We start from the raw sequence: 18,592 nt of genomic DNA, 5'->3' as shown, positions 1-18,592 counted from the left end.
GTCGTTCCTCCACGGTCGGGGCATCGGTAAGATTGAAGACGTTATGACCCACCTCCACCGTACGCACATGCGACACCATAGCATGTTTACCATAGGGCGTGCATGCGCTGCTTGTGCGAACGGCCTTCTCAGGGGGCCGGGGCCTCGGACGGCGTGCGGCACGATGTCGCTGACGCTCGGCGGGAGCGGCTGCCGACGCGTTCCGAATAGGCGCGCGTGATCTCCGCCCCGAACAGGAAGATCGACGCGGAATAGTAGACCCACAGCAGGACGAGCACGAAGGACCCCGCCGCCCCGTAGACGGTCGCCACACCGCTGGTGCCGAGATAAAAGCCGATCAGGAACTTGCCCACGGCGAACAGCAGCGCCGTGATCGCGGCGCCGAACCAGACGTCCATCCAGGGAATGCGGGTGTCGGGCAGGACGCGGTAGATCAGCGCGAACAGCACGGTCAGCACTACCCAGGACGTGACGACGTCCACGATCCACAGCAGGGTGGGCAAGGCTGGAAGATACCGCCCCACCCATGTGCCGAACACGGCGAGCGCCGCGCTGACCGCCAGCGACACGATCAGCAGGAATCCGATGGCGGCGATCAGCGCCAGGGCCTTCAGCCGGACGGTGACCAGCCAGGTGACGGTGGACTCGGCGGGTGGCTCGGCCTTCCAGACGCGGTTCAGCGCCGTCTGCAACTCGGCGAACACGGTGGTCGCGCCGACGACGATGGTGGCGATCCCGAGGACGCTCGCCCACACGCCGGTTTGCCGGTTCCCAGCGCTGGCGATCAGGCTTTGCACGGTCTGCGCTGGCTCCGGGCCGATCAGCCGGGACAGCTGCTCCACCAGCGCGCCCTGCGCAGCCTCCTCCCCGAAGGCAAGGCCGGCGAGCGCCGTGACCAGGATCGCCGTCGGGGCCAGCGAGAAGATGGTGTAGAAGGCGATGGCCGCGCCGAGGCTCATGGCGTCGTCGTTGAACCAGCCGCGCGCGGCGGCGGCGACGATTTCCCAAACCCGCCAAACTGCGTTCATCGAGAGCCTCCGGGCATCAGGCGCGCTTATCCGAAAAAATAAACACGCGGCCTGAAGATCCCGCTTGCGTCCCCCCTCCGCTTTCGCTAAACAACGCCTCCCGCGCCGACGACGTCCCCATCGTCTAGAGGCCTAGGACACCGCCCTCTCACGGCGGCAACCGGGGTTCGAATCCCCGTGGGGACGCCACTTCCGCACGAAGTTGTGCATGCGGGCCGGGCATCTGGTTGGATGCCGGTCCGGCGGAAGTGGAGGACAAGAAGAGGCCTCCTTCCGGCGGTTTCTCCGGTCAGACTTCACTCATTCTCACATCAAAATCATCGGCTCACGCCCCGGCTTCCGGGCGCTTGCGGGCTTCGGTCGGGCGCACCGGCGTATCGCGGGCATCGTTGCCGGTGGTGGCCGCCACAGGCGTATCGTCCTCGTTCAACCCGGCCTTGAAGCTTCGGATGCTCTTGCCGAGGTCGCCCATGAGCTGCGGGAGCTTGCCCGCCCCGAAGATGATCGCGACGATCAGCAGAAGGATCAGGATTTCCCAGACGCTCAATCCCACAGCTACTCTCCTTCGGCCCGGTGCGCGGAACGGCGCGACGGCAGGTTAAGCGCATCGGTCGAGGTTGAAAAGGCGCAGCGTCGGGGCGGGCCGAAGCCCGCCCGCCCCCTGCTGGATCAGGGATTGCCGGATCAGAGTTCCTCTTCCTCGTCACCGCCGCCGAAGAGGCTCCAGCCGCTGTCCTCCGGCACCTGCTCGGCCACCTGATCCACGGCGTTCGTGGCTTCCTGGGCCATGGCCTCGCCGCCGCCGGCGAACATGCTGGACAGGGCGCTGCCGAGCAGCATGCCGCCGGCCACGCCCGCCGCCGTTTGCATTGCGCCCGCCATGAAACCGCCGCCCGCGCGCTGCTGATGCGGGTTGGCGTAGGCCGCCACGCGCGGATCGCCGTAGGCCGGCGCCTGCGCCTGCTGGCCCCAGGGCGAGTTGGCCGGGCGCTGCGGCGCCGGGGCGGGCTTGGCGCCGCCGCCGAACAGGCCGCCGAAGATGCCGCCGCCGGCAGCGGCCGGGCGCTGCTGAAGCTGCTGCTCAAGCTCCTGGTTGCGGTTCTGGGAGGCGGCGAGCGCCTGCTCCAGCATGACGATGGCCTGCGCCATCAGGTACGGCGCGGCGGGTTGGCGGGCGACGGCGTCGCGGATGTGGGCTTCGGCCTGCGGGTCGCGCGGGCCGGACTGGGCCTCGGCCTGACGCAGCTTGGCGAACAGGTCGTCAATGATCTGGCGTTCGGTCTGGTCCATGGCGGTGCTCATGCTCTCGGTTGTTGCGGGAAATGCGGACGCGCGGCATCGCGGCGCCATGGCGGCACCGTGCGCGGTCCTTGGGCTTTGCGGGAGATTGGGGCAGGAGATTGGGGAAGTGGGAGCTTGGGTGTCCTGGGTCCGTGGGGGCATCAGTCCCTCCAAGTGCGGTCACGCCCGTCGGCGCAAAAGCAGGTGAAGAGATCCGACATCGCGACCACGTCTAAGTCGCCAGAGGGGCCCGGATCCAAGTGGCAGGAGACGTGGCCCCGTCCCCCGGCCTTGTCAAGACCGCCACGGGCACAGAAAATGCGGCGTCACATCCAGATCCGGTAGAGCCAGAAGGACTCGTCCTCGGCGAAGCGCCGGGCGAAGTCGTTCGGCGAAAAGCCGGTGATCCGCTTGACCGCGCGGCACAGATGCGCCTGATCGGCAAAGCCTTCATCATGGGCCAGTTCCGCCCAATCGACGGGAAGGCCGGACTCGTACCGTTCCCGCGCGGTGAAGAACACACCTTCGGTCTTGACGAGCGTCTGCCACTGCCGCAGCGACCGCCCGCTGTGCGCCATGATGCGGCGCTCGACCTGCCGAGGGCTGTGGGTGCGCCGCCACTGGTGCGCCTGCCACGCCAGCCGTTCGACCCAATGCCGGCCGAAGCGGCGCAGCGAGGGAAACGACAACGCGCGCCCCTGGAGGGTCCGCCAGCGGTCCGCCATGTGGCACTCCAGCGCGGCCAGGGTCGCAGCATCGTCCGGGGCGTCGAGCAGCGCGTCCAGCAGCGGCCACCAATCGGCGTCCAGCACCTCCCGCGCGGGGACGAAGCGGTCGTGAACGGCGGCCACATCGACCCCGAACAGCGTCCGGGCGACGTCCGCCGGGACGCACAGCATGCCGGCGCGCCCGGTGGTCGGCGCCCACCCCACGGTGGGCCGGGACTGGCTACCCGACAGCATCACCGCCGCGCCGCACGGCCGCCACCGCACGCCGCCGGCCGTGCGTTCCACGAATCCCGCGTCGAGGCCCTGGAACCAGGACAGGCACACCAGCGGCGAGGCCGGGAAATGCGACAGGCGTTGCGCGTCGGTCAACGCCGCGCCGCGCGTGTCCCGCAAGATGACGGCCGTCACCGCCCCCTGCAAGGCCAGCGGCGCGAGATGCAGCCGCGCGCGCTCGGCCGTTCCCGCGACGGTCACGCGGGGGGCGCGCGTCAGCGGGTCGGGGCAGTCCACCGGCGAAGGCTGTCGGTTCGGGATCATCGCCGCACAGCATAGACGGTGGCGAGATACCGCGTCGATGTCGGTTGCGTTCAAGACGCGCATCGCGTGCCGGCGCACAATCCTGGTCATGAACACGCCATCCCCCTCGCCTTGCCCGTTCCACGCGGATGCGTCGTCCCGCGTGGAGGCACCCTCCCCTCCCGGCCCTCACCCCCTCGGCGACTGGCCGCCGGGACCGCCGCCCGGCCTGACCGGCTGGGGTCTGCTGAAACGGATGTCGGGCGATCTGCCCGGCACGCTGGCCGCGTGGCAGCGGGAGTTCGGCGATCTCGTGCATCTGCGCATCTGGCCGGAGCATCAGGTCGTCGTCACCGATCCCGACCTCGCGCGCGAGCTGCTGGTCACCCACCACGACGCGCTGATCCGCTGGGAACGCGGCATGCGCGTCTTCGCCCAAGTGCAGCAAAGCAGCGTCTTCATCGCCGAGGCCGAGGCTTGGCGCGCCAAGCGGCACGCCTTGCAGCCGAGCTTCCAGCCCAAGGCGGTGCAGGCCTTCGTCCCGACCATCGCCACGGCGGCCGGGCAGGCGCTCGCGCATTGGCCGGCGGACGGCGAAAGCGTCCCAATCGAGAGCGCGTTCACGTCGCTGGCCATGGACGTGATCCTGCGGATGGTGTTTTCGAGCGCGATCGGCGACGACGCCCGCGTGGCGGAAGACGCCGTGCACACGGTCCTCCGGCAGGTGAACGCCGAGCTGTACTGGCCGGCGAGCTGGCCCGATTGGGTGCCGTGGAAGCGCGAGAAGCGGCGCGCGCTGGCAATGCTCCGGGATTTGATCGACCGGCATGTGCGGGCACGGCTGGGATTGGCGCCGGACGGCTGGCCCGACGACCTGCTGACCCGCCTGCTGCATTTGCATCGCGACGACCCGGCGGCGTGGCCGCTGCAAACCGTGCGCGACGAGTGCATGACCATGTTCCTCGCCGGCCACGAGACCGCCGCCGCCACGCTGACCTGGTGGGCGTGGTGCATAGCGGCGAATCCGGACGCGCAGACGGCCGCGCGCGACGAGGTCCGGCGGACGCTGCAAGGCCGCGCACCGACGGCGGGCGACCTGCTGTCCCTGCCCTTCCTGACGCAGACCCTTCAGGAGACGCTGCGCCTCTACCCGGCGGCGCCGGTGCTCAACACCCGCCGATCCACTCGGCCGATCACCCTGGGCCCATGGCGGCTGCCCGCCCGCACCATGTTCATGCTGCCGGTGCAGGTGATTCAGCACGATCCACGCTGGTTCCCGGAACCGCTGGCCTTCCGGCCGGAGCGCTTCGCCCCCGACGCGCCGGCCTTTCCGCGCGGCGCCTACCTGCCTTTCGGCGCCGGCCCGCGCGTTTGCCTGGGGCAGCATCTGGCGATGACCGAGATGACGGTGATCGCGGCGATGGTGCTGCAACGCTTCGCGCTGTCGGTGCCCGAAGGCGTGGCGCCGCCGCGCCCGGTCATGACGGTCTCGCTGCGGCTGGACCGACCCCTGCGCCTTCGGCTGTCAGAGGTCACTCCGCAGCACGCATCTGACGGGCGAGCGCCACTTCCAGAAGGCGTGGCGTGACCGGCTTGTGCAGAAGCCCAAGGCCGTGGGCGATGGCGTCGTGCTGCGGCTCGGCGCCGATCTCCCCGGTGATGATGATGCCGGGGAGCTTCCGCCCGTACATCTGGCGGGCGCGCAGGATCGCCTCCGTGCCGACCCGCCCTTCGCGCAGACGGTAATCGACGATGAGGATGTCGGGCCGCCGGGGATCGGAGCGCAGCTTTTCCAGCGCCTGGTCCGTCGATCCCGCGATCAGCACATCGTACCCCCATTCGCGCAGCATGGTGTCGAGCCCCATCAGGACGATGGCGTCGTCGTCCACCACCACGGCGAACGGCCGCTCCTCCCCGGCGGCGGAGAGCGTCTCGGGCGCGCCGTCGGGAGAGGACGCCGGCTCCGCCTCCTCCGTCGCCAGGGGCACGGCGACGCTGAACCGTGAACCACGGCCGGGCTCGGACCGGACCTCCACGGGGTGGTCCAGCAGGCGCGACAGGCGGCGCACGATGGCGAGGCCCAGGCCCAAACCCTGCGACCGGTCCCGCTCGGCGTTGCCGACCTGATGGAACTCCTCGAAAATCCGGGTGAGATGGTCGGCGGGGATGCCGATGCCGGTGTCGCAGACCTCGATGAGCAACCGGTCTTCCTGCGCCGTGCAGTCGATCACGATCTGGCCGCTGTCGGTGTAGCGGACGGCGTTTTCGATCAGGTTGCGCAGCATGCGGCCGAGCAGGACGCGGTCGCTGCGGACCGTGGCGCCGCAGGGCATGGCGCGCCACTCGACCCCCTTGCCACGCGCGATCGGCGCGTAGGCATCGTTCAGCGGTTCCAGCACGTCGGCGGCGCGGAACACCTCGAACTGCGGCGCCACGATTCCGGCGTCGAGGCGGGAAATGTCCAGCAGCCCGTCGAGCAGCCCCTTCATGACATCCAGCCCGTGCAGCAGGCGTTTCAGCTTGTCCTGGGCGGCGGGCTCCGTCAGGTGCGGGCGCAGCGTTTCGGCGAACAATAGGATCGACTGCATCGGCTGGCGCAGGTCGTGGCTGGCCGCCGCGAGGAAGCGGCTCTTCGAGCGGTCGGCCTCCTCCGCAACCTCCCGCGCGCGGTGGATGTCGTGGATGTCCACCGCGCCGCCGAACCACGCGATGATGCGCCCGCCCTGGTGAACGGGGTGGGTGCGGCTGAGGTGCCAGCGGTAGGCCCCGTCCGCCCGCCGCAGGCGCAGTTCGTACTCGTGCGGCTCTCCGGCGGCGATGGCACGCCGACGTTCCGCCTGGATGCGCTCGACGTCGTCCGGGTGGACGTCGTTCATGCGGGTGTCTTCGGTCGTCCGGCGGCCGGTGTAGGCGCGGAAGGCGGCGTTAACAAATTCCAGCGTACCGTCGGGATGGTTCACCCACATCATGTGCGGCGCGTCCTCGACCAGCGCGCGGAACCGTTCCTCGCTGGTCCGCAACGCCTCTTCCGCCACCCAGCGGCGCGTGATGTCGCGCATGATGCCGGTGAAATAGCGCTGACCGCCAACCGTCCATTCGGCGACGGCGAGTTCCAGCGGAAAGGTCGATCCGTCCTTGCGCCGTCCCTGCACCTCCCGGCCCGAGCCGATCATCTTCCGGACGCCGCTGCGCAGAAAAGCGCCGATGTAGCCGTCGTGCTCCGCGTGGAACGGCTCCGGCATCAGCGTCGTGACGTTGCGCTCGAGCAGTTCGGCCTCCGTGTAGCCGAAGATTCGCTCCGCCGCCGGGTTGCAGGACTGGATGGAGCCCTGCTCGTCGATGACGACCATGGCGTCAACGGCGGTCTCCACGATGGCGCGGTGGCGGGCCTCGCTGACCTGCAACGCGGCGGCCGTTGCCTCCCGCGCGCGGATCTGCGCCTCCAGATCCTCGGCCATGCGATCGAACGCCTGCCCCAGTTGACCGAGTTCCGAGCCGTCGTCCGGCAGGCCGGCGCGCGCGGACAGTTGTCCTGACCGCCAGCGTTTCGTCGTCTCGACCAGCGCTTCCACCGGGCGATGGATGGGGCGCCGGGCGAGCAGAAGCGCGCCCAACAGGCTGAGCATGAGAGCGGTCGCGATCCACAGGAGGGAGCGCCGCATCGTCTCGTCCACGTCGGCCATGGCGGCGGCGTGGTCGAAGCCGATGGCAACAAAGGTTTGCCGGACGTTGATGGTGATCGGTTCATAAGCGAACACCCGCAACGTGCCGTCGATGCCCATCACCTGGGCGGTGCCGATCGCCTTGGCGTCGATCAGCGGGCGGAACCGGTCCGGCAGCGTGGTGCCGACCAGACCGGGACGGTCCGGCACATGGGCCAGAACGACTCCGTTGCCGTCGGAGAGAAGGATCACGGCGTTGGGCGGAAGCGGATGCTCCGCAAGATAGCCGCCGAGCCAGCCGAGGTCGATCAGCGCCGTCACCACGCCGACCATGGTCCCATCGTCCCCGTGAATGGGCAAGGTGAACGGAACGGCGGGCTTGCCGGTCGATCGGTTCCGGGTGAACTCGCCGACCGTGAAGCTGTCCCTCTCCAGCGCATCGCGCACATGAGTGTTTTCGGACAGAGTCGTGCCGGACAGGCTCTTGTCGGTGGAGCAAAGAACCGCGCCGTCCAGCCTGGCGAGATAAATCGTCAGATAGTCGGGCAACTGCGGGCGCGTCCGCTCCAACAGGCCCTGGCATACGCCGCCGTTGAGTTCCCGCGCGGCGCGCGTCTCCGCCAGCAGGGACAGCGTGTTCCGCACCCCTTCCACGAGGCGCCGCTGCTCGCCGCCCAGCAGGCCAAGCAGGTGAAGGGCCGTGCGGTAGACCTCCGCCTCACGGTCATGCCGCAGGTCGATCTGGTTCCAGATCTCGACGGCCGAGATCGGAGCGAGGGCAAGGCCAACCAGCAGGAGGAGCCGGGCCAGGATGCTCATACCAAGGCGCTCATGAAGGTCAGCTTCCCGCGTCTGTGCCCGGCCGCATCGCCCCGTGCTGGTGCATCGTGCACTCTCCTGTCTCTGACCTTTCAACGTCAACAGTGCAGTTGGTCGAGCGAGCAATCAATAGGCTGCTTGATCTGTGAAGGTCGTCGCCGATCACGTTGACGTTCAGATTGCTGGGATTCGAGAATCCGCCTTCTCTTTATTCAACGTTGACGCGCAGCCTGGACGCGCACCCATCTGAACGCCACGGTTTTACTGGTCCACCCGGTGGACAACCCGATGGGCAACCCTACGCCCCGCCCGTTGTTCTTTTGGTCCAATCGAGACGAGGAGGACACCATGGGCCTGTTCGATTTCTTCCGCCGTGATGCCGGTGACAAGGTCGGCGATGCCGACACCCCGACGCCCGAGGAGCTGAAGCAACACGTCGCGCAGCTGGGTCTGCCGGTCAACGCGCTCGACATCCAGGTCAAGGACGACACCGTGACCGTGCGCGGCACCGTCACATCGCAGGACGAGAAGGAAAAGATCGCCGTCGCGCTGGGCAACGTGAAGGGCGTGTCACGGGTGGACGACCAGACCGCCGTGGTCCGTTCCGGCCAGGATCAGCCGACCATGGCGCCCACCGAGCAGCCGAATCTCCAGTCGCAGTTCCACACGGTGGAAAAGGGCGACACGCTGTCGGCCATCGCGCAGAAGGTCTACGGCGACGCCCAGCTCTACAATCGGATTTTCGAGGCGAACAAGCCGATGCTGAAGGACCCGAACAAGATCTACCCGGGGCAGGTGCTTCGGATTCCGCCGCGATAAGGGGGATCAGCCTGGAGTGCGTGGCAGGTCCTTAACCCAAGGGGGCCTGCCGCTTTCCGGCGAATGGTGCGGTCGAGAAGACTCGAACTTCCACGGCATTTCTGCCACAGCGACCTCAACGCTGCGCGTCTACCAATTCCGCCACGACCGCAATTCGTCCAACGGGCGGATAGGCAGCCCGCGGTGAGGTATCAAACGAGAGATGGTGGAGCCAAGGAGGATCGAACTCCTGACCTCTACAATGCCATTGTAGCGCTCTCCCAGCTGAGCTATGGCCCCACGTTCATCTCTATACAGCCCCAACACTGGTAAGGTGTTGGTGCGCTTGGAGGGACTCGAACCCCCACGGCCTTTCAGCCACTAGGACCTGAACCTAGCGCGTCTACCAATTCCGCCACAAGCGCGTCCCGCGTCGTTCTGGGTGACTGCGGGGAGGCGGATATAGGCCGAACCAACCCCTCGCCGCAAGCAAAATTTTTCACATTCGAACGTGGTAGCGTCGGATGACGGAAAAGGCCGGGCTCGCGCGCGGCAAAACGCCGGCGCGGCCCCGGCTTTGGATGGACTGCGCTAGGCGCGGTCGGCCGTCTGCGGAACGACCGGAACGCCGTCGAGATCGCGCGGCAGGCTGCTCGGCACGTCCGAGCGGAACTTGACCGTCAGCGCGTAATCCGACCCGACCTGCGCGACTTCCACGCGGTCCATGCCGGGCAACTGGCTCAAGGTCGCCAGATAACGGTCGCGGGCGGCTTCGGCGGCTTCCTTCGAAACGGGCATGCTGACCTCCCTATGGTTTATGACTCCAGGCTTTTTGTAAGACTGGGGTCTATTGTTTGCTGGGTCAACACTCCAAAAGCGAGAGAGACAGACTGTCACATCGCCGTGACAGGGGCCGTGACGGGATTCGCCCCCCTTTTGCATCGGCGCTTTTGACGGTAGGAGTCGTCGCCCCGCGCCGTAAGCGTCCCTCGCAAGCGGCGCCGCAGCTGAAATGAGCCAGGACGTCGATGCCCTTCCCTTCCGCCCTCGGCCGCCGGATCGGCCCCGCCACGCTTGCCAGCCTCCTTCTCGCCGGCCTGCTGCTCGCTGGCCCGGTGTCTCCGGTGCTGGTGTCTCCCGCGCTGGCCCAGAACGCCGCGCCGGCCGCGTCCGAGGCCGCCGACTTCAAGACGCGGCTAACGCAATGGCAGGACACGCTCAACAAGGCCGCCAACCGCCTCGCCGCCGGCGATCTGGACAACGCGGAGTATGAGGCGCTGCGCGCCCAGCTGCTCGCCGTCCAGCAGGCGGCGCGGGAGGCCGGTGGCGCCTCCGTCGCCTCGCGCGAGACGGCGCAGCGCATGCTGGACGCCCTCGGCCCGGCGCCGGCCCAGGGTGCGGCGCCGGAGGCCGCCCCCATCGCCGCCGAGCGCAAGCGCCTGTCGCAGACCATCGCGGAGGTGGAGGGGCGCGGCAAGCAGGCCGACCTGATCGTCGCCCGCGCCGATATCCTGCTGCGCACGGCCGCCGACCAGCGCATGACCCAGCTGACCGAGCAGATCGCCAAGCGCGGACCGGTGCCCCTGTCGCCGGTCAGCTGGGCCGCCCTGCCCGAACAGGTCGCCTACGTCCAGGAGCGGGTCGGACGCGCCTTCGCCATCGTCCTGGCGGAGGGCGAATGGCGCGACCGCCTGTACGGGCTGGGCGCGCTGGCCGCCTTCCTGGTGCTGGTGGCGTGGCCGGTGCGCCGCGCGCTGCTGCGCCGCTACGGCCACCGCGACGGGGTTGAGCGGCCGAGCTACCGCCAGCGGGTCGCCGCCATGGCGGTGGAAGCGCTGGCCCGCTGCCTGATGCCGGTGGTCCCGACCGTCGCCATCACGGCTTCCCTGGTCGGGCTGCTGCGCGACGTGCCCGACGCCGGGCCGCTGACCGCCCTGCTGCTGGGGCTGTCCGGCGGCCTGTCCGCCTTTTTCCTGGTGACCGGCGTCGCCCGCGCCATCCTGTCGCCGGACCATCCGGCGTGGCAGCTCGCCGACCTGTCCCCCGACAGCGCCCGCCGGCTGGTGCGCCGGATCGCAGTGGCGTCGGTCGGCCTCGCGGTCGCCGGCACGGGAATCGGCCTCACCGAAGGCATGTTCATGCCGCCGGAACTGCGCTCCGTCATGGGGCTCGGCACCATGGCGCTGCTCGCGCTGTCGTTGCTGTCCCTGCTGCCCGACCGGCTGTGGATCGCCGCTCCGGTCGTGGAGGAGGTGGACGACTGCGGCTGTCCGGAGCCCGTGGAGCTGACGCCGGCCCCGGCCCACGCGGTGTGGCCGCGCTTGCGCCTCGCCATCGGCGCCATCGCCGTGGCCGCGCTGGCCGCAGCGGCGGCCGGCTATCTGGCCGGGGCGGTCTACGCGGCCAAGCTGATGCTGACCACTATCATCGTCGGCGGCGTGCTGCTGGTGGCGCGCGGCGTCCTGCGCGAGCTGCTGTGCGTCCTGCTGGAGCGCGGCAGCGGGCAGGTGGCGGAGGTCCGCGACCTCGTCGTCGCCACCGACAAGGGCCGGCGCATGCTGGGCCACGCCGGCCGGGTGACCATCGACGCCGCGCTGCTGGCCGTGGCGTCCTTCTTCCTGATGCCGCTGACCGGCATGACGCTGTCGGAAATGAAGGGGCTGGCCGACAGCTTCCTGAGCGGCGTCACGGTGGGCGGCGTGCGGATCGCGCCGGGCGACATCCTGTCGGCGCTGCTGGTGCTGGCCTCCATCGTCGCGGTGACCCGCTTCGTGCAGCGCCAGCTGGACGAGCGCATCCTCGGCCGCGTCGGCATCGACGAGGGCGTGCGCAACTCCATCCGCACCGGCGTCGGCTATCTGGGCACGACGCTGGCGGTGCTGGTGTCGGTCGGCACGCTGGGCCTCGACCTGTCCAGCCTCGCCATGATCGCCAGCGCGCTGTCGGTCGGCATCGGCTTCGGTTTGCAGAACGTCGTCAGCAACTTCATCTCCGGCCTGATCATGCTGGTCGAGCGGCCGATCAAGGTCGGCGACTGGGTCGTCGTGAACGGGATGGAGGGCACGGTTCGCCGCATCAGCGTGCGCGCGACGGAGATCCAGACCTTCCAGCGCGCCTCGGTGATCATCCCGAACTCGGAATTCATTTCCAAGGCGGTGGTGAACTGGACGCTGAAGGACAAGACCACGCGCATCGAGATCAAGCTGCGCGTCACCTACGATTCCGACGTCCGCCTCGTCCACGACCTGCTGCTGAAGATCGCGTATGGACACGAGCAGGTGCTGCGTATCCCGGAGCCGGTCGTGATGTTCCGCGAGTTCGGCCCGAGCGGCCTGGAGTTCGAGCTGCGCAGCTTCGTCGCCAACACCGACCACATCCTGCCGGTGCGCAACGAGCTGCGCATGCGCATCATCGAGGAGTTCCGCGCCCAGGGCATTCAGATGCCCTTCGACCAGCGCGTCGTCCACATGCCGAAGGTCGAGGAACTGCTGGAGGCGCTGGCCGAATCCCGCGCCGTCAAGGCGATCCCGGCGGCGGTCCCGGCCCGTGAGAAGGAGCCGAGCCCCGTCGATTAAGCTTCCTTCCGGATCAGTCCGACCGCCCCGATGCCCAGCGCCGCCGTCAGCAGGCCGGCACCCAGGAACAGCACGGTGAAGCCGGCCGTGTGGGCGATGGCGCCGTACAACACCGGGCCGATCCCCTGGCCGAGGAAGAAGGACGAGGCGAACAGCGCGAGCGCGGACCCGCGCGCCGTGGCGGACAGCTCCGTCGCCTGGGTCTGCATCGTGTTGTGCAGCATGTAGAAGCCGAAGCCCGCCACCAGGAACAGCGCGGTCACCACCGGCCAGGGCACTGGGAAGGCCATGACCATGTAGCTGCCGCCGCACAGCAGCCCGCCAACCCGCATCATCCCCCATTGGCCGAGCCGGGGCAGAAGCCGCCGCACCACGACGCTGTAGCAGACCCCGCCGACGGCGAAGGCGGCGATGGTAATGCCGGCCTCGACCGCGCCGGACGCGCCGTGGGTCATCAGCAAGGGGGCCACGAACGGGAAGACGCCGAAGATCAGCAGCCCTTCGGCCAGCACCGTCGCGAAGACCCAGATGGAGGCCGGGTTGGCCAGCACGCTGGCGTAGCGCCGCCGCGCATCGGCCAGCGACAGCGGGTGCTGCGGCTCGCTCTGCCCGCGCAGGCCGATGAAGACCAGCAGAGCGATGAGGCTGGTCGCCCCCGCCGCCAGCCCGAACACGGCGCGCCAGCCGGCGGCCTCGGCCATGGCCCCGGCCACCGCCGATCCGGACATCTGGCCCAGGATGACGGCCAGCAGGAAGCGGCTGATGGCGAACTGCCGCTCCGTGTAGGCGACCCGGTCGCCGATCAGCGCCATGGCCGCCGGGATGATCCCGCCCGCGAAACCGCCGGCCAGAACGCGCGAGGCCAGCACGGTCCCGTAATTCGGGGCGACGGCGGAAAAGGCCACGCCGACGGTCAGCACCACCAGCGACAGCCGGATCAGCCGCGTCTTGCCGATGGCGTCACCCACCGGCCCCAGGATCAGCTGCATCGCCGCGTAGGGCAGCGTGTAGGCGGAGGCGAGCAAGGCCGCCTCCGCGACGCCGACGCCGAGGTCCGCCGCAATGACGGTCAGCATTGGGTCGGTCGTCCGCAGCGAAAAGGCGCTCGCGAAGGCGGCGAGCCCGAGGGTCAGGATCAGATTCATCGGGAAGACAACGGCTGGACGGGAAAAAGGGACGGTCCGCCGACCGTAAAGCATCGGCTGCGCCGGGCGCCCGGCAACCTCGCCATGGCACCCATGCGCGGCCGAACGTCACCGGTTACGCAACGGACAGGCGCACGTCGATGTTGTTTTGCGTGGCGTGCGAGTAGGGGCAGACCACATGCGCCTTGGCGACGAGGTCTTCCGCCGTCGCGCGCTCCACGCCCGGAAGGGCGACGGCGAGATCGACGTCGATGCCGAAGCCGCGCCCGTCGTCGCGCGGGCCGATGCCGACGCTGGCGGTCACCGTCGTGTCCTCCGGCAGCTTGGTCTTCTCCTGCGCGGCGACGTACTTCAGCGCGCCGAGGAAGCAGGCCGAATAGCCAGCGGCGAAGAGTTGCTCCGGATTGGTGCCCGGCCCGCCGGCACCACCCAGTTCCTTCGGGGTGGAGAGCTGCACGGCCAGCACGCCGTCGGCGCTGGTGGAACGGCCGTCACGGCCGCCGGTCGAGGTGGCGCTGGTCTTATAGAGAACCTTCATGGCTGCTTCCTTCCGATGTGAACGCTGTGTCTGGGCAGTATGATGGCGCGCCATCTAATTGTGCACAATTTGCTGTGGCGCGGAGCTGCCATGCCGATCGATTGCGCACAATCCCATTGCCCGTTCGCGTTTTCGCTCTATGCTCGTTCGGTTCCGCTTCTGGAGAGACCGTCCCGTGACCGACCGCGACCGCGCACCGGCGCCGCTGTCCGAACAGCTCTGCTTCGCCATCTACTCGGCGGCGCACGCCATGAACCGCGTCTACAAGCCGCTGCTCGACCCGCTGGGCCTGACCTACCCGCAGTATCTGGCTTTGCTGGTGCTGTGGGAGTCGGAGGGCATCACCGTGAAGGAGCTGGGCAACCGGCTGTTCCTCGATTCTGGGACCCTGACCCCGCTGCTGAAGCGGATGGAAGCCGCCGGGCTGGTTGCCCGCCAGCGGGACACCGCCGACGAACGCCTCGTCCGGGTGACCCTGACCGACGCCGGCCGTGCCCTTCGCCAGAAGGCCGGCGCGGTGCAGGACGGCATCCTCTGCGCCACCGGCCTCAGCGCCGATGCCCTCACCGCCCTGCGCGATGGTCTGGCGGGCCTGCGCGGCAACCTGCTGGCGCAGCCCCAGCGGGAGGATTGACGCCGACCGGGCTTGCGGCATCTTTCCCTTCATGCCCGGCCAGAAACGGACAGTCCCGATGCAAGACGCCCGCACGCTGAACCGCCGCAGCCTGATGCATCTGCTGGCCGCCACCGCCGCTGTGGGGATCCTTTACCCGTCCCCTGCCACGGCCCAGCGCGGGCCGCTCGTCACCAGACCGATCCCGTCGTCCGGCGAGATGCTGCCCGTGGTCGGCCTCGGCAGTTGGATCACCTTCAACGTCGGCGATGACGAGGAGGCCCGCGACGCCTGCGCGGCGGTTATGCAGGCCTTCTTCCAGGCTGGCGGGCGGATGATCGATTCCTCGCCGATGTACGGCTCCGCGCAGGAGGTGATCGGGTATGGCCTGGGCAAACTGGGCACGCCGCCGGCGCTGTTCGCGACCGACAAGGTGTGGATTTCCTCCGGCGCGCGCGGGCCGGAGCAGATCGAGGAGTCCCGGCGCCTCTGGGGTGTTCCGCGCTTCGATCTGCTTCAGGTGCACAACCTGCTCTCCTGGCAGGAGCATCTGAAGACGCTGTTCGCGATGAAGGCGGACGGGCGGCTGCGCTATGTCGGCATCACCACCTCGGAAGGACGGCGCCACCGCGAGTTCGCACAGATCATGCGCGGCCAGCCGCTCGACTTCGTCCAAGTCACCTACAACATCCTGGACCGCGAGGTGGAAGACCGCATCCTCCCCCTGGCTCGGGACCGGGGCATGGGCGTCATCGTCAACCGGCCGTTCCGCCAGGGTGCGCTGACTCGGCGGATGGAGCGCCACCCGCTTCCGCCCTGGGCGGCCGAAATCCAGTGTTCGACCTGGGCGCAATTCCTGCTGAAGTTCATCGTGTCGCATCCGGCGGTGACCTGCGCGATCCCCGCAACCACCAACATCAATCACGTCCGCGAGAACATGGACGCCGCCCACGGCCCCCTGCCGGACGAGGCCATGCGCCGCCGCATGGTGGCCTATGTCGAGGATCTCTGATGTCCGAGTGGTGGACCTACACGCCCTCGGACTTCCTGCTCTTTTCGCCCCGCACCTACTACCGTCTGATCGAGCTGTACAACGCCGCGATCTGGCCGGGACAACTCGTGGCGCTGGTCGCGGGTCTCGCGATCCTTGTGCTGGTGCGCAGGGCGGGGCCGTCCTCGGGCCGGATCGTCGCCGCGATTCTGGCCGCCGGCTGGCTGTGGGTGGCGTGGGGCTATCTGTTCACCCGCTACGCCACCATCAACTGGGCGGCCAGCTATGTGGCGGCGGCCTTCGCGATTGAGACGCTGTTGCTGGCCGTGGCGGGCGTGATCGCCGGCAAGCTGACGTTCCATGGCGGCGGACGGTGGGTGGGCCTCGGCCTGTTCCTGTTCGCCCTGTTCATCCAGCCGTTGATTGGTCCGCTGAGCGGGCGCGCGTGGTCCCGGGCCGAGCTTTTCGGGGTCATGCCGGATCCGACCGTGGTCGCGACGCTCGGCGTTCTGCTCGCGGCGGATCGGGTGCGCTGGGAACTGCTGGCCGTGCCTCTGCTCTGGTGCCTGTTCAGCGGGGCGACCTTGTGGACCATGGAGGCGCCGGATGCCTGGGTGATGCCGCTGGCGGCGGGGCTCACCGTCGCGGAACTGGCGCGCCGCAGGTTCTGACGCCCCGATCAGGGGAGGGTCCAGCGCAACTCGGCGGAATTCGCCTCGATGAAGGCGAACACTTCGCGCTCCAGCGCTTCGGAGGCCGGGGTCGGAATGCGGTCCGGCGGGCGAACCAGCACCAACGAACGGCGAATGGCTGGAAACACGGCGGCGGCGCTCAAGCTCCCTTCGCTGACCAGCGCATGCACGCAGCAATAGGGCAGCAGAGTGCAGCCCTCCCCCATGCGCACCAACTCGATCAAGGCCGGCAAGGCGTCCACCTCGACGATCGGGGCGCAGGTCAGGTCACGCTCGGCGAAGACCTGATCGACCAGCAGGCGCAGCCGGTGCGGGCGAGCCGGCAGAATCAGGTCGAGCGCCGCGACCTCCGTCACGTCCAGTTCCGCGCCGTCCGCGAACCGCCCGGCGGATCCCAGCAGCACCATGGTTTCCTCCAGCAGCGGCGTGGTGTGCAGGCTGCCCATGGTCTTGGTCTCGTACAGCACGGCGAGGTCGAGGCGCCCGGACAGCACCCATTCGTGGATCGACGCGCTGAACCCCTCCACCAGATGCAGCCGCACCTTCGGCGCCTGCCGCCGGAACCGCACCGTCAGCCCCGGCAGCATCACCGCCCCCAGCGAGGTCGGCGTGCCGAAGGTGACGCTGCCCGACGGTTCCATCTGGTAGGCCTGCACGGCGTCGCGGGCGGCCCCCACCTCCTTCAGCACGCGGCGGGCGTGCTCCATCAGCACCTGTCCGGCGGGGGTCGGCGTGACGCCCCAGCCGTGCCGCTGCAACAGCTGCACGCCCAGTTCCTCCTCCAGCGCCTTGATCTGGCGGGACAGGGCCGGCTGGGCCACGCGCAGGACGGCGGCGGCGCGCGACAGGCTTTGCAGCTCCGCCACATGCAGGAAGTTGCGGAGCTGCCGGAAGTCCATGCCGCGATCACCCTCATATCCAAATGGAATAGCGGTTATAAGATTTATACCATTGACGCATAGCCTATCCGATCCACACCTTTCTTGAAAAGGCCACCGTGTCAAAAATCGACGGGGGCCGAAAATCGAAAGGGGAGGATGCCGTGGAGGCACCCGGCGAGACGTTTCCGGAGATCCGCGAGTCCGTGCGCAAACTGTGCGCGCGCTTTCCGGGCGAGTACTGGCGCAGGCTGGACGCGGAGCGGGCCTACCCCACGGAGTTCGTGCGGGCGCTGATGGAAAGCGGTTTCCTGTCCGTCCTGATCCCGGAGGAGTACGGCGGTTCCGGCCTCGGACTCGGCGCCGCGACCGCGATTCTTGAGGAAATCCACCGTTCCGGCTGCAATGGTGGTGCCTGCCACGCGCAGATGTACACGATGGGCACCATCCTGCGGCACGGCAGCGACGCGCAGAAGCGGGCCTATCTGCCGGGCATCGCCGAGGGCACGCTGCGCCTCCAGGCCTTTGGCGTGACCGAGCCGACCAGCGGCACCGACACCACCCGCATCCGCACCTTCGCCCGGCGCGAGGGCGACCGGTACATCGTCAACGGCCAGAAGGTGTGGATCTCGCGCGCCGAGCATTCCGACCTGATGGTCCTGCTGGTCCGCACCACCCCGCGCGACGAAGTCGCCAAACCGACCGAGGGGATGAGCGTCCTGCTGGTGGACCTGCGCAAGGCGGTCGGCAACGGCCTGACCATCCGGCCGATCCGCACCATGATCAACCACGCCACCACCGAGCTGTTCTTCGATAATCTGGAGGTCCCGGCCGAGAACCTGATCGGGGAGGAGGGCAAGGGCTTCCGCTACATCCTCGACGGCATGAACGCGGAGCGCATCCTGATCGCATCGGAGTGCATCGGCGACGCCCACTTCTTCATCGACCGCGCCTCCGCCTACGCGCGGGAACGCGAGGTGTTTGGCCGCCCCATCGGCGCCAACCAGGGCATCCAGTTCCCCATCGCCCGCAATTACGTGGAGACCGAGGCCGCCAACCTGATGGTGCGGAAGGCCGCAGCCATGTTCGACGCTGGCATCCCCTGCGGCACCGAGGCGAACATGGCGAAGCTGCTGGCTTCCGAAGCGTCCTGGCACGCTGCCGACACCTGCTTGCAGGCGCACGGCGGCTTCGGCTTCGCCGAGGAATACGACATCGAGCGCAAGTTCCGCGAAACCCGCCTCTATCAGGTGGCGCCGATCTCGACCAACCTGATCCTCTCCCATGTGGGCACGCATGTGCTCCGGATGCCGAAGTCGTTCTGAGCC

Annotated in this window: 16 protein-coding genes and 4 tRNA genes; 8 read left to right on the top strand and 12 right to left on the bottom strand. The window is 68.7% G+C overall.

The window, feature by feature from the left end; genetic code table 11:
- Positions 1-128: 128 nt before the first annotated feature.
- Complete coding sequence (locus J2852_RS10680; RefSeq protein WP_209875079.1) at positions 129-1,028, bottom strand: YihY/virulence factor BrkB family protein; 900 nt, start codon at positions 1,026-1,028, stop codon at positions 129-131.
- 113 nt (positions 1,029-1,141) lie between these two features.
- Here J2852_RS10680 and J2852_RS10675 point away from each other — a divergent pair.
- A tRNA-Glu gene (locus tag J2852_RS10675) sits at positions 1,142-1,217 on the top strand.
- 136 nt (positions 1,218-1,353) lie between these two features.
- Here J2852_RS10675 and tatA read toward each other — a convergent pair.
- From tatA to J2852_RS10660, 3 genes are all read right to left on the bottom strand, one after another.
- On the bottom strand, positions 1,354-1,581 hold the full coding sequence (tatA, locus tag J2852_RS10670; RefSeq protein WP_209875076.1) for a twin-arginine translocase TatA/TatE family subunit: 228 nt from the start codon (positions 1,579-1,581) through the stop codon (positions 1,354-1,356).
- Between the two features lie 131 nt (positions 1,582-1,712).
- Positions 1,713-2,330: a DUF2076 domain-containing protein gene (locus J2852_RS10665; protein WP_246499477.1), complete on the bottom strand. Its 618-nt coding sequence runs from the start codon at positions 2,328-2,330 to the stop codon at positions 1,713-1,715.
- A 305-nt stretch (positions 2,331-2,635) separates the two neighbouring features.
- The gene (locus J2852_RS10660; protein ID WP_209875074.1) at positions 2,636-3,664 is read right to left on the bottom strand and encodes an AraC family transcriptional regulator; all 1,029 of its coding nucleotides are present in this window, start codon (positions 3,662-3,664) and stop codon (positions 2,636-2,638) included.
- 52 nt (positions 3,665-3,716) lie between these two features.
- Between J2852_RS10660 and J2852_RS10655 the strand changes: the two genes are divergently transcribed.
- The gene (locus J2852_RS10655; RefSeq protein WP_209875071.1) at positions 3,717-5,141 is read left to right on the top strand and encodes a cytochrome P450; all 1,425 of its coding nucleotides are present in this window, start codon (positions 3,717-3,719) and stop codon (positions 5,139-5,141) included.
- On the opposite strand, the gene J2852_RS10650 is transcribed toward J2852_RS10655, so the two are convergent.
- A complete protein-coding gene (locus J2852_RS10650; RefSeq protein WP_209875068.1) occupies positions 5,086-8,034 on the bottom strand; it encodes a PAS domain S-box protein in 2,949 nt (982 codons plus the stop codon). The genes J2852_RS10655 and J2852_RS10650 overlap by 56 nt on opposite strands.
- A 348-nt stretch (positions 8,035-8,382) precedes the next feature.
- On the opposite strand from J2852_RS10650, the gene lysM reads away from it, so the two are divergent.
- Positions 8,383-8,853 carry a peptidoglycan-binding protein LysM gene (gene lysM / locus J2852_RS10645; RefSeq protein WP_209875065.1) on the top strand — a complete coding sequence of 157 codons (471 nt, stop codon included), beginning with the start codon at positions 8,383-8,385 and terminating at the stop codon, positions 8,851-8,853.
- Positions 8,854-8,917: 64 nt separating this feature from the next.
- Here the strand turns inward: lysM and J2852_RS10640 are convergent.
- The 4 genes from J2852_RS10640 to J2852_RS10625 all read right to left on the bottom strand — a co-directional run bounded on the left by J2852_RS10640 (position 8,918) and on the right by J2852_RS10625 (position 9,630).
- Positions 8,918-9,004 (bottom strand) — tRNA-Leu (locus tag J2852_RS10640).
- Between the two features lie 52 nt (positions 9,005-9,056).
- A tRNA-Ala gene (locus tag J2852_RS10635) sits at positions 9,057-9,132 on the bottom strand.
- A 38-nt stretch (positions 9,133-9,170) separates the two neighbouring features.
- A tRNA-Leu gene (locus J2852_RS10630) sits at positions 9,171-9,257 on the bottom strand.
- Between the two features lie 166 nt (positions 9,258-9,423).
- Positions 9,424-9,630, bottom strand: a complete 207-nt coding sequence (locus tag J2852_RS10625) for a hypothetical protein (protein WP_209875062.1) — start codon at positions 9,628-9,630, stop codon at positions 9,424-9,426.
- A 230-nt stretch (positions 9,631-9,860) separates the two neighbouring features.
- Between J2852_RS10625 and J2852_RS10620 the strand changes: the two genes are divergently transcribed.
- Entirely contained in the window at positions 9,861-12,407 is a 2,547-nt protein-coding gene (locus tag J2852_RS10620) for a DUF3772 domain-containing protein (protein WP_209875059.1), read from the top strand.
- On the opposite strand, the gene J2852_RS10615 is transcribed toward J2852_RS10620, so the two are convergent.
- Entirely contained in the window at positions 12,404-13,552 is a 1,149-nt protein-coding gene (locus tag J2852_RS10615) for an MFS transporter (RefSeq protein ID WP_209875057.1), read from the bottom strand. The two genes, J2852_RS10620 and J2852_RS10615, sit on opposite strands and share 4 nt — an antisense overlap.
- A 115-nt stretch (positions 13,553-13,667) precedes the next feature.
- Positions 13,668-14,090, bottom strand: a complete 423-nt coding sequence (locus J2852_RS10610; RefSeq protein ID WP_209875054.1) for an organic hydroperoxide resistance protein — start codon at positions 14,088-14,090, stop codon at positions 13,668-13,670.
- Between the two features lie 175 nt (positions 14,091-14,265).
- Here J2852_RS10610 and J2852_RS10605 point away from each other — a divergent pair, with 175 nt between their 5' ends.
- From J2852_RS10605 to J2852_RS10595, 3 genes are read left to right on the top strand one after another with little or no spacing between them, the layout of a single operon-like run.
- A complete protein-coding gene (locus J2852_RS10605; RefSeq protein WP_343206716.1) occupies positions 14,266-14,724 on the top strand; it encodes a MarR family winged helix-turn-helix transcriptional regulator in 459 nt (152 codons plus the stop codon).
- A 58-nt stretch (positions 14,725-14,782) separates the two neighbouring features.
- Positions 14,783-15,715 (top strand): aldo/keto reductase, encoded by a 933-nt coding sequence (locus tag J2852_RS10600; RefSeq protein WP_209875048.1) that lies wholly within the window; start codon positions 14,783-14,785, stop codon positions 15,713-15,715.
- Complete coding sequence (locus J2852_RS10595) at positions 15,715-16,365, top strand: DUF6064 family protein (protein ID WP_209875046.1); 651 nt, start codon at positions 15,715-15,717, stop codon at positions 16,363-16,365. The genes J2852_RS10600 and J2852_RS10595 overlap by 1 nt, the downstream gene beginning before the upstream one ends.
- Positions 16,366-16,373: 8 nt before the next feature.
- Here the strand turns inward: J2852_RS10595 and J2852_RS10590 are convergent, their stop codons facing one another.
- Entirely contained in the window at positions 16,374-17,285 is a 912-nt protein-coding gene (locus J2852_RS10590; RefSeq protein ID WP_209875044.1) for a LysR family transcriptional regulator, read from the bottom strand.
- Positions 17,286-17,428: 143 nt separating this feature from the next.
- On the opposite strand from J2852_RS10590, the gene J2852_RS10585 reads away from it, so the two are divergent.
- Positions 17,429-18,589, top strand: a complete 1,161-nt coding sequence (locus J2852_RS10585) for an acyl-CoA dehydrogenase family protein (protein ID WP_209875042.1) — start codon at positions 17,429-17,431, stop codon at positions 18,587-18,589.
- The last annotated feature ends 3 nt before the right edge of the window (positions 18,590-18,592 follow it).

The sequence above is a fragment of the Azospirillum soli genome, assembly GCF_017876165.1.
In the GTDB taxonomy this organism is placed as follows: domain Bacteria; phylum Pseudomonadota; class Alphaproteobacteria; order Azospirillales; family Azospirillaceae; genus Azospirillum; species Azospirillum soli.
This window is presented reverse-complemented; position numbering and strand designations above follow the sequence as displayed.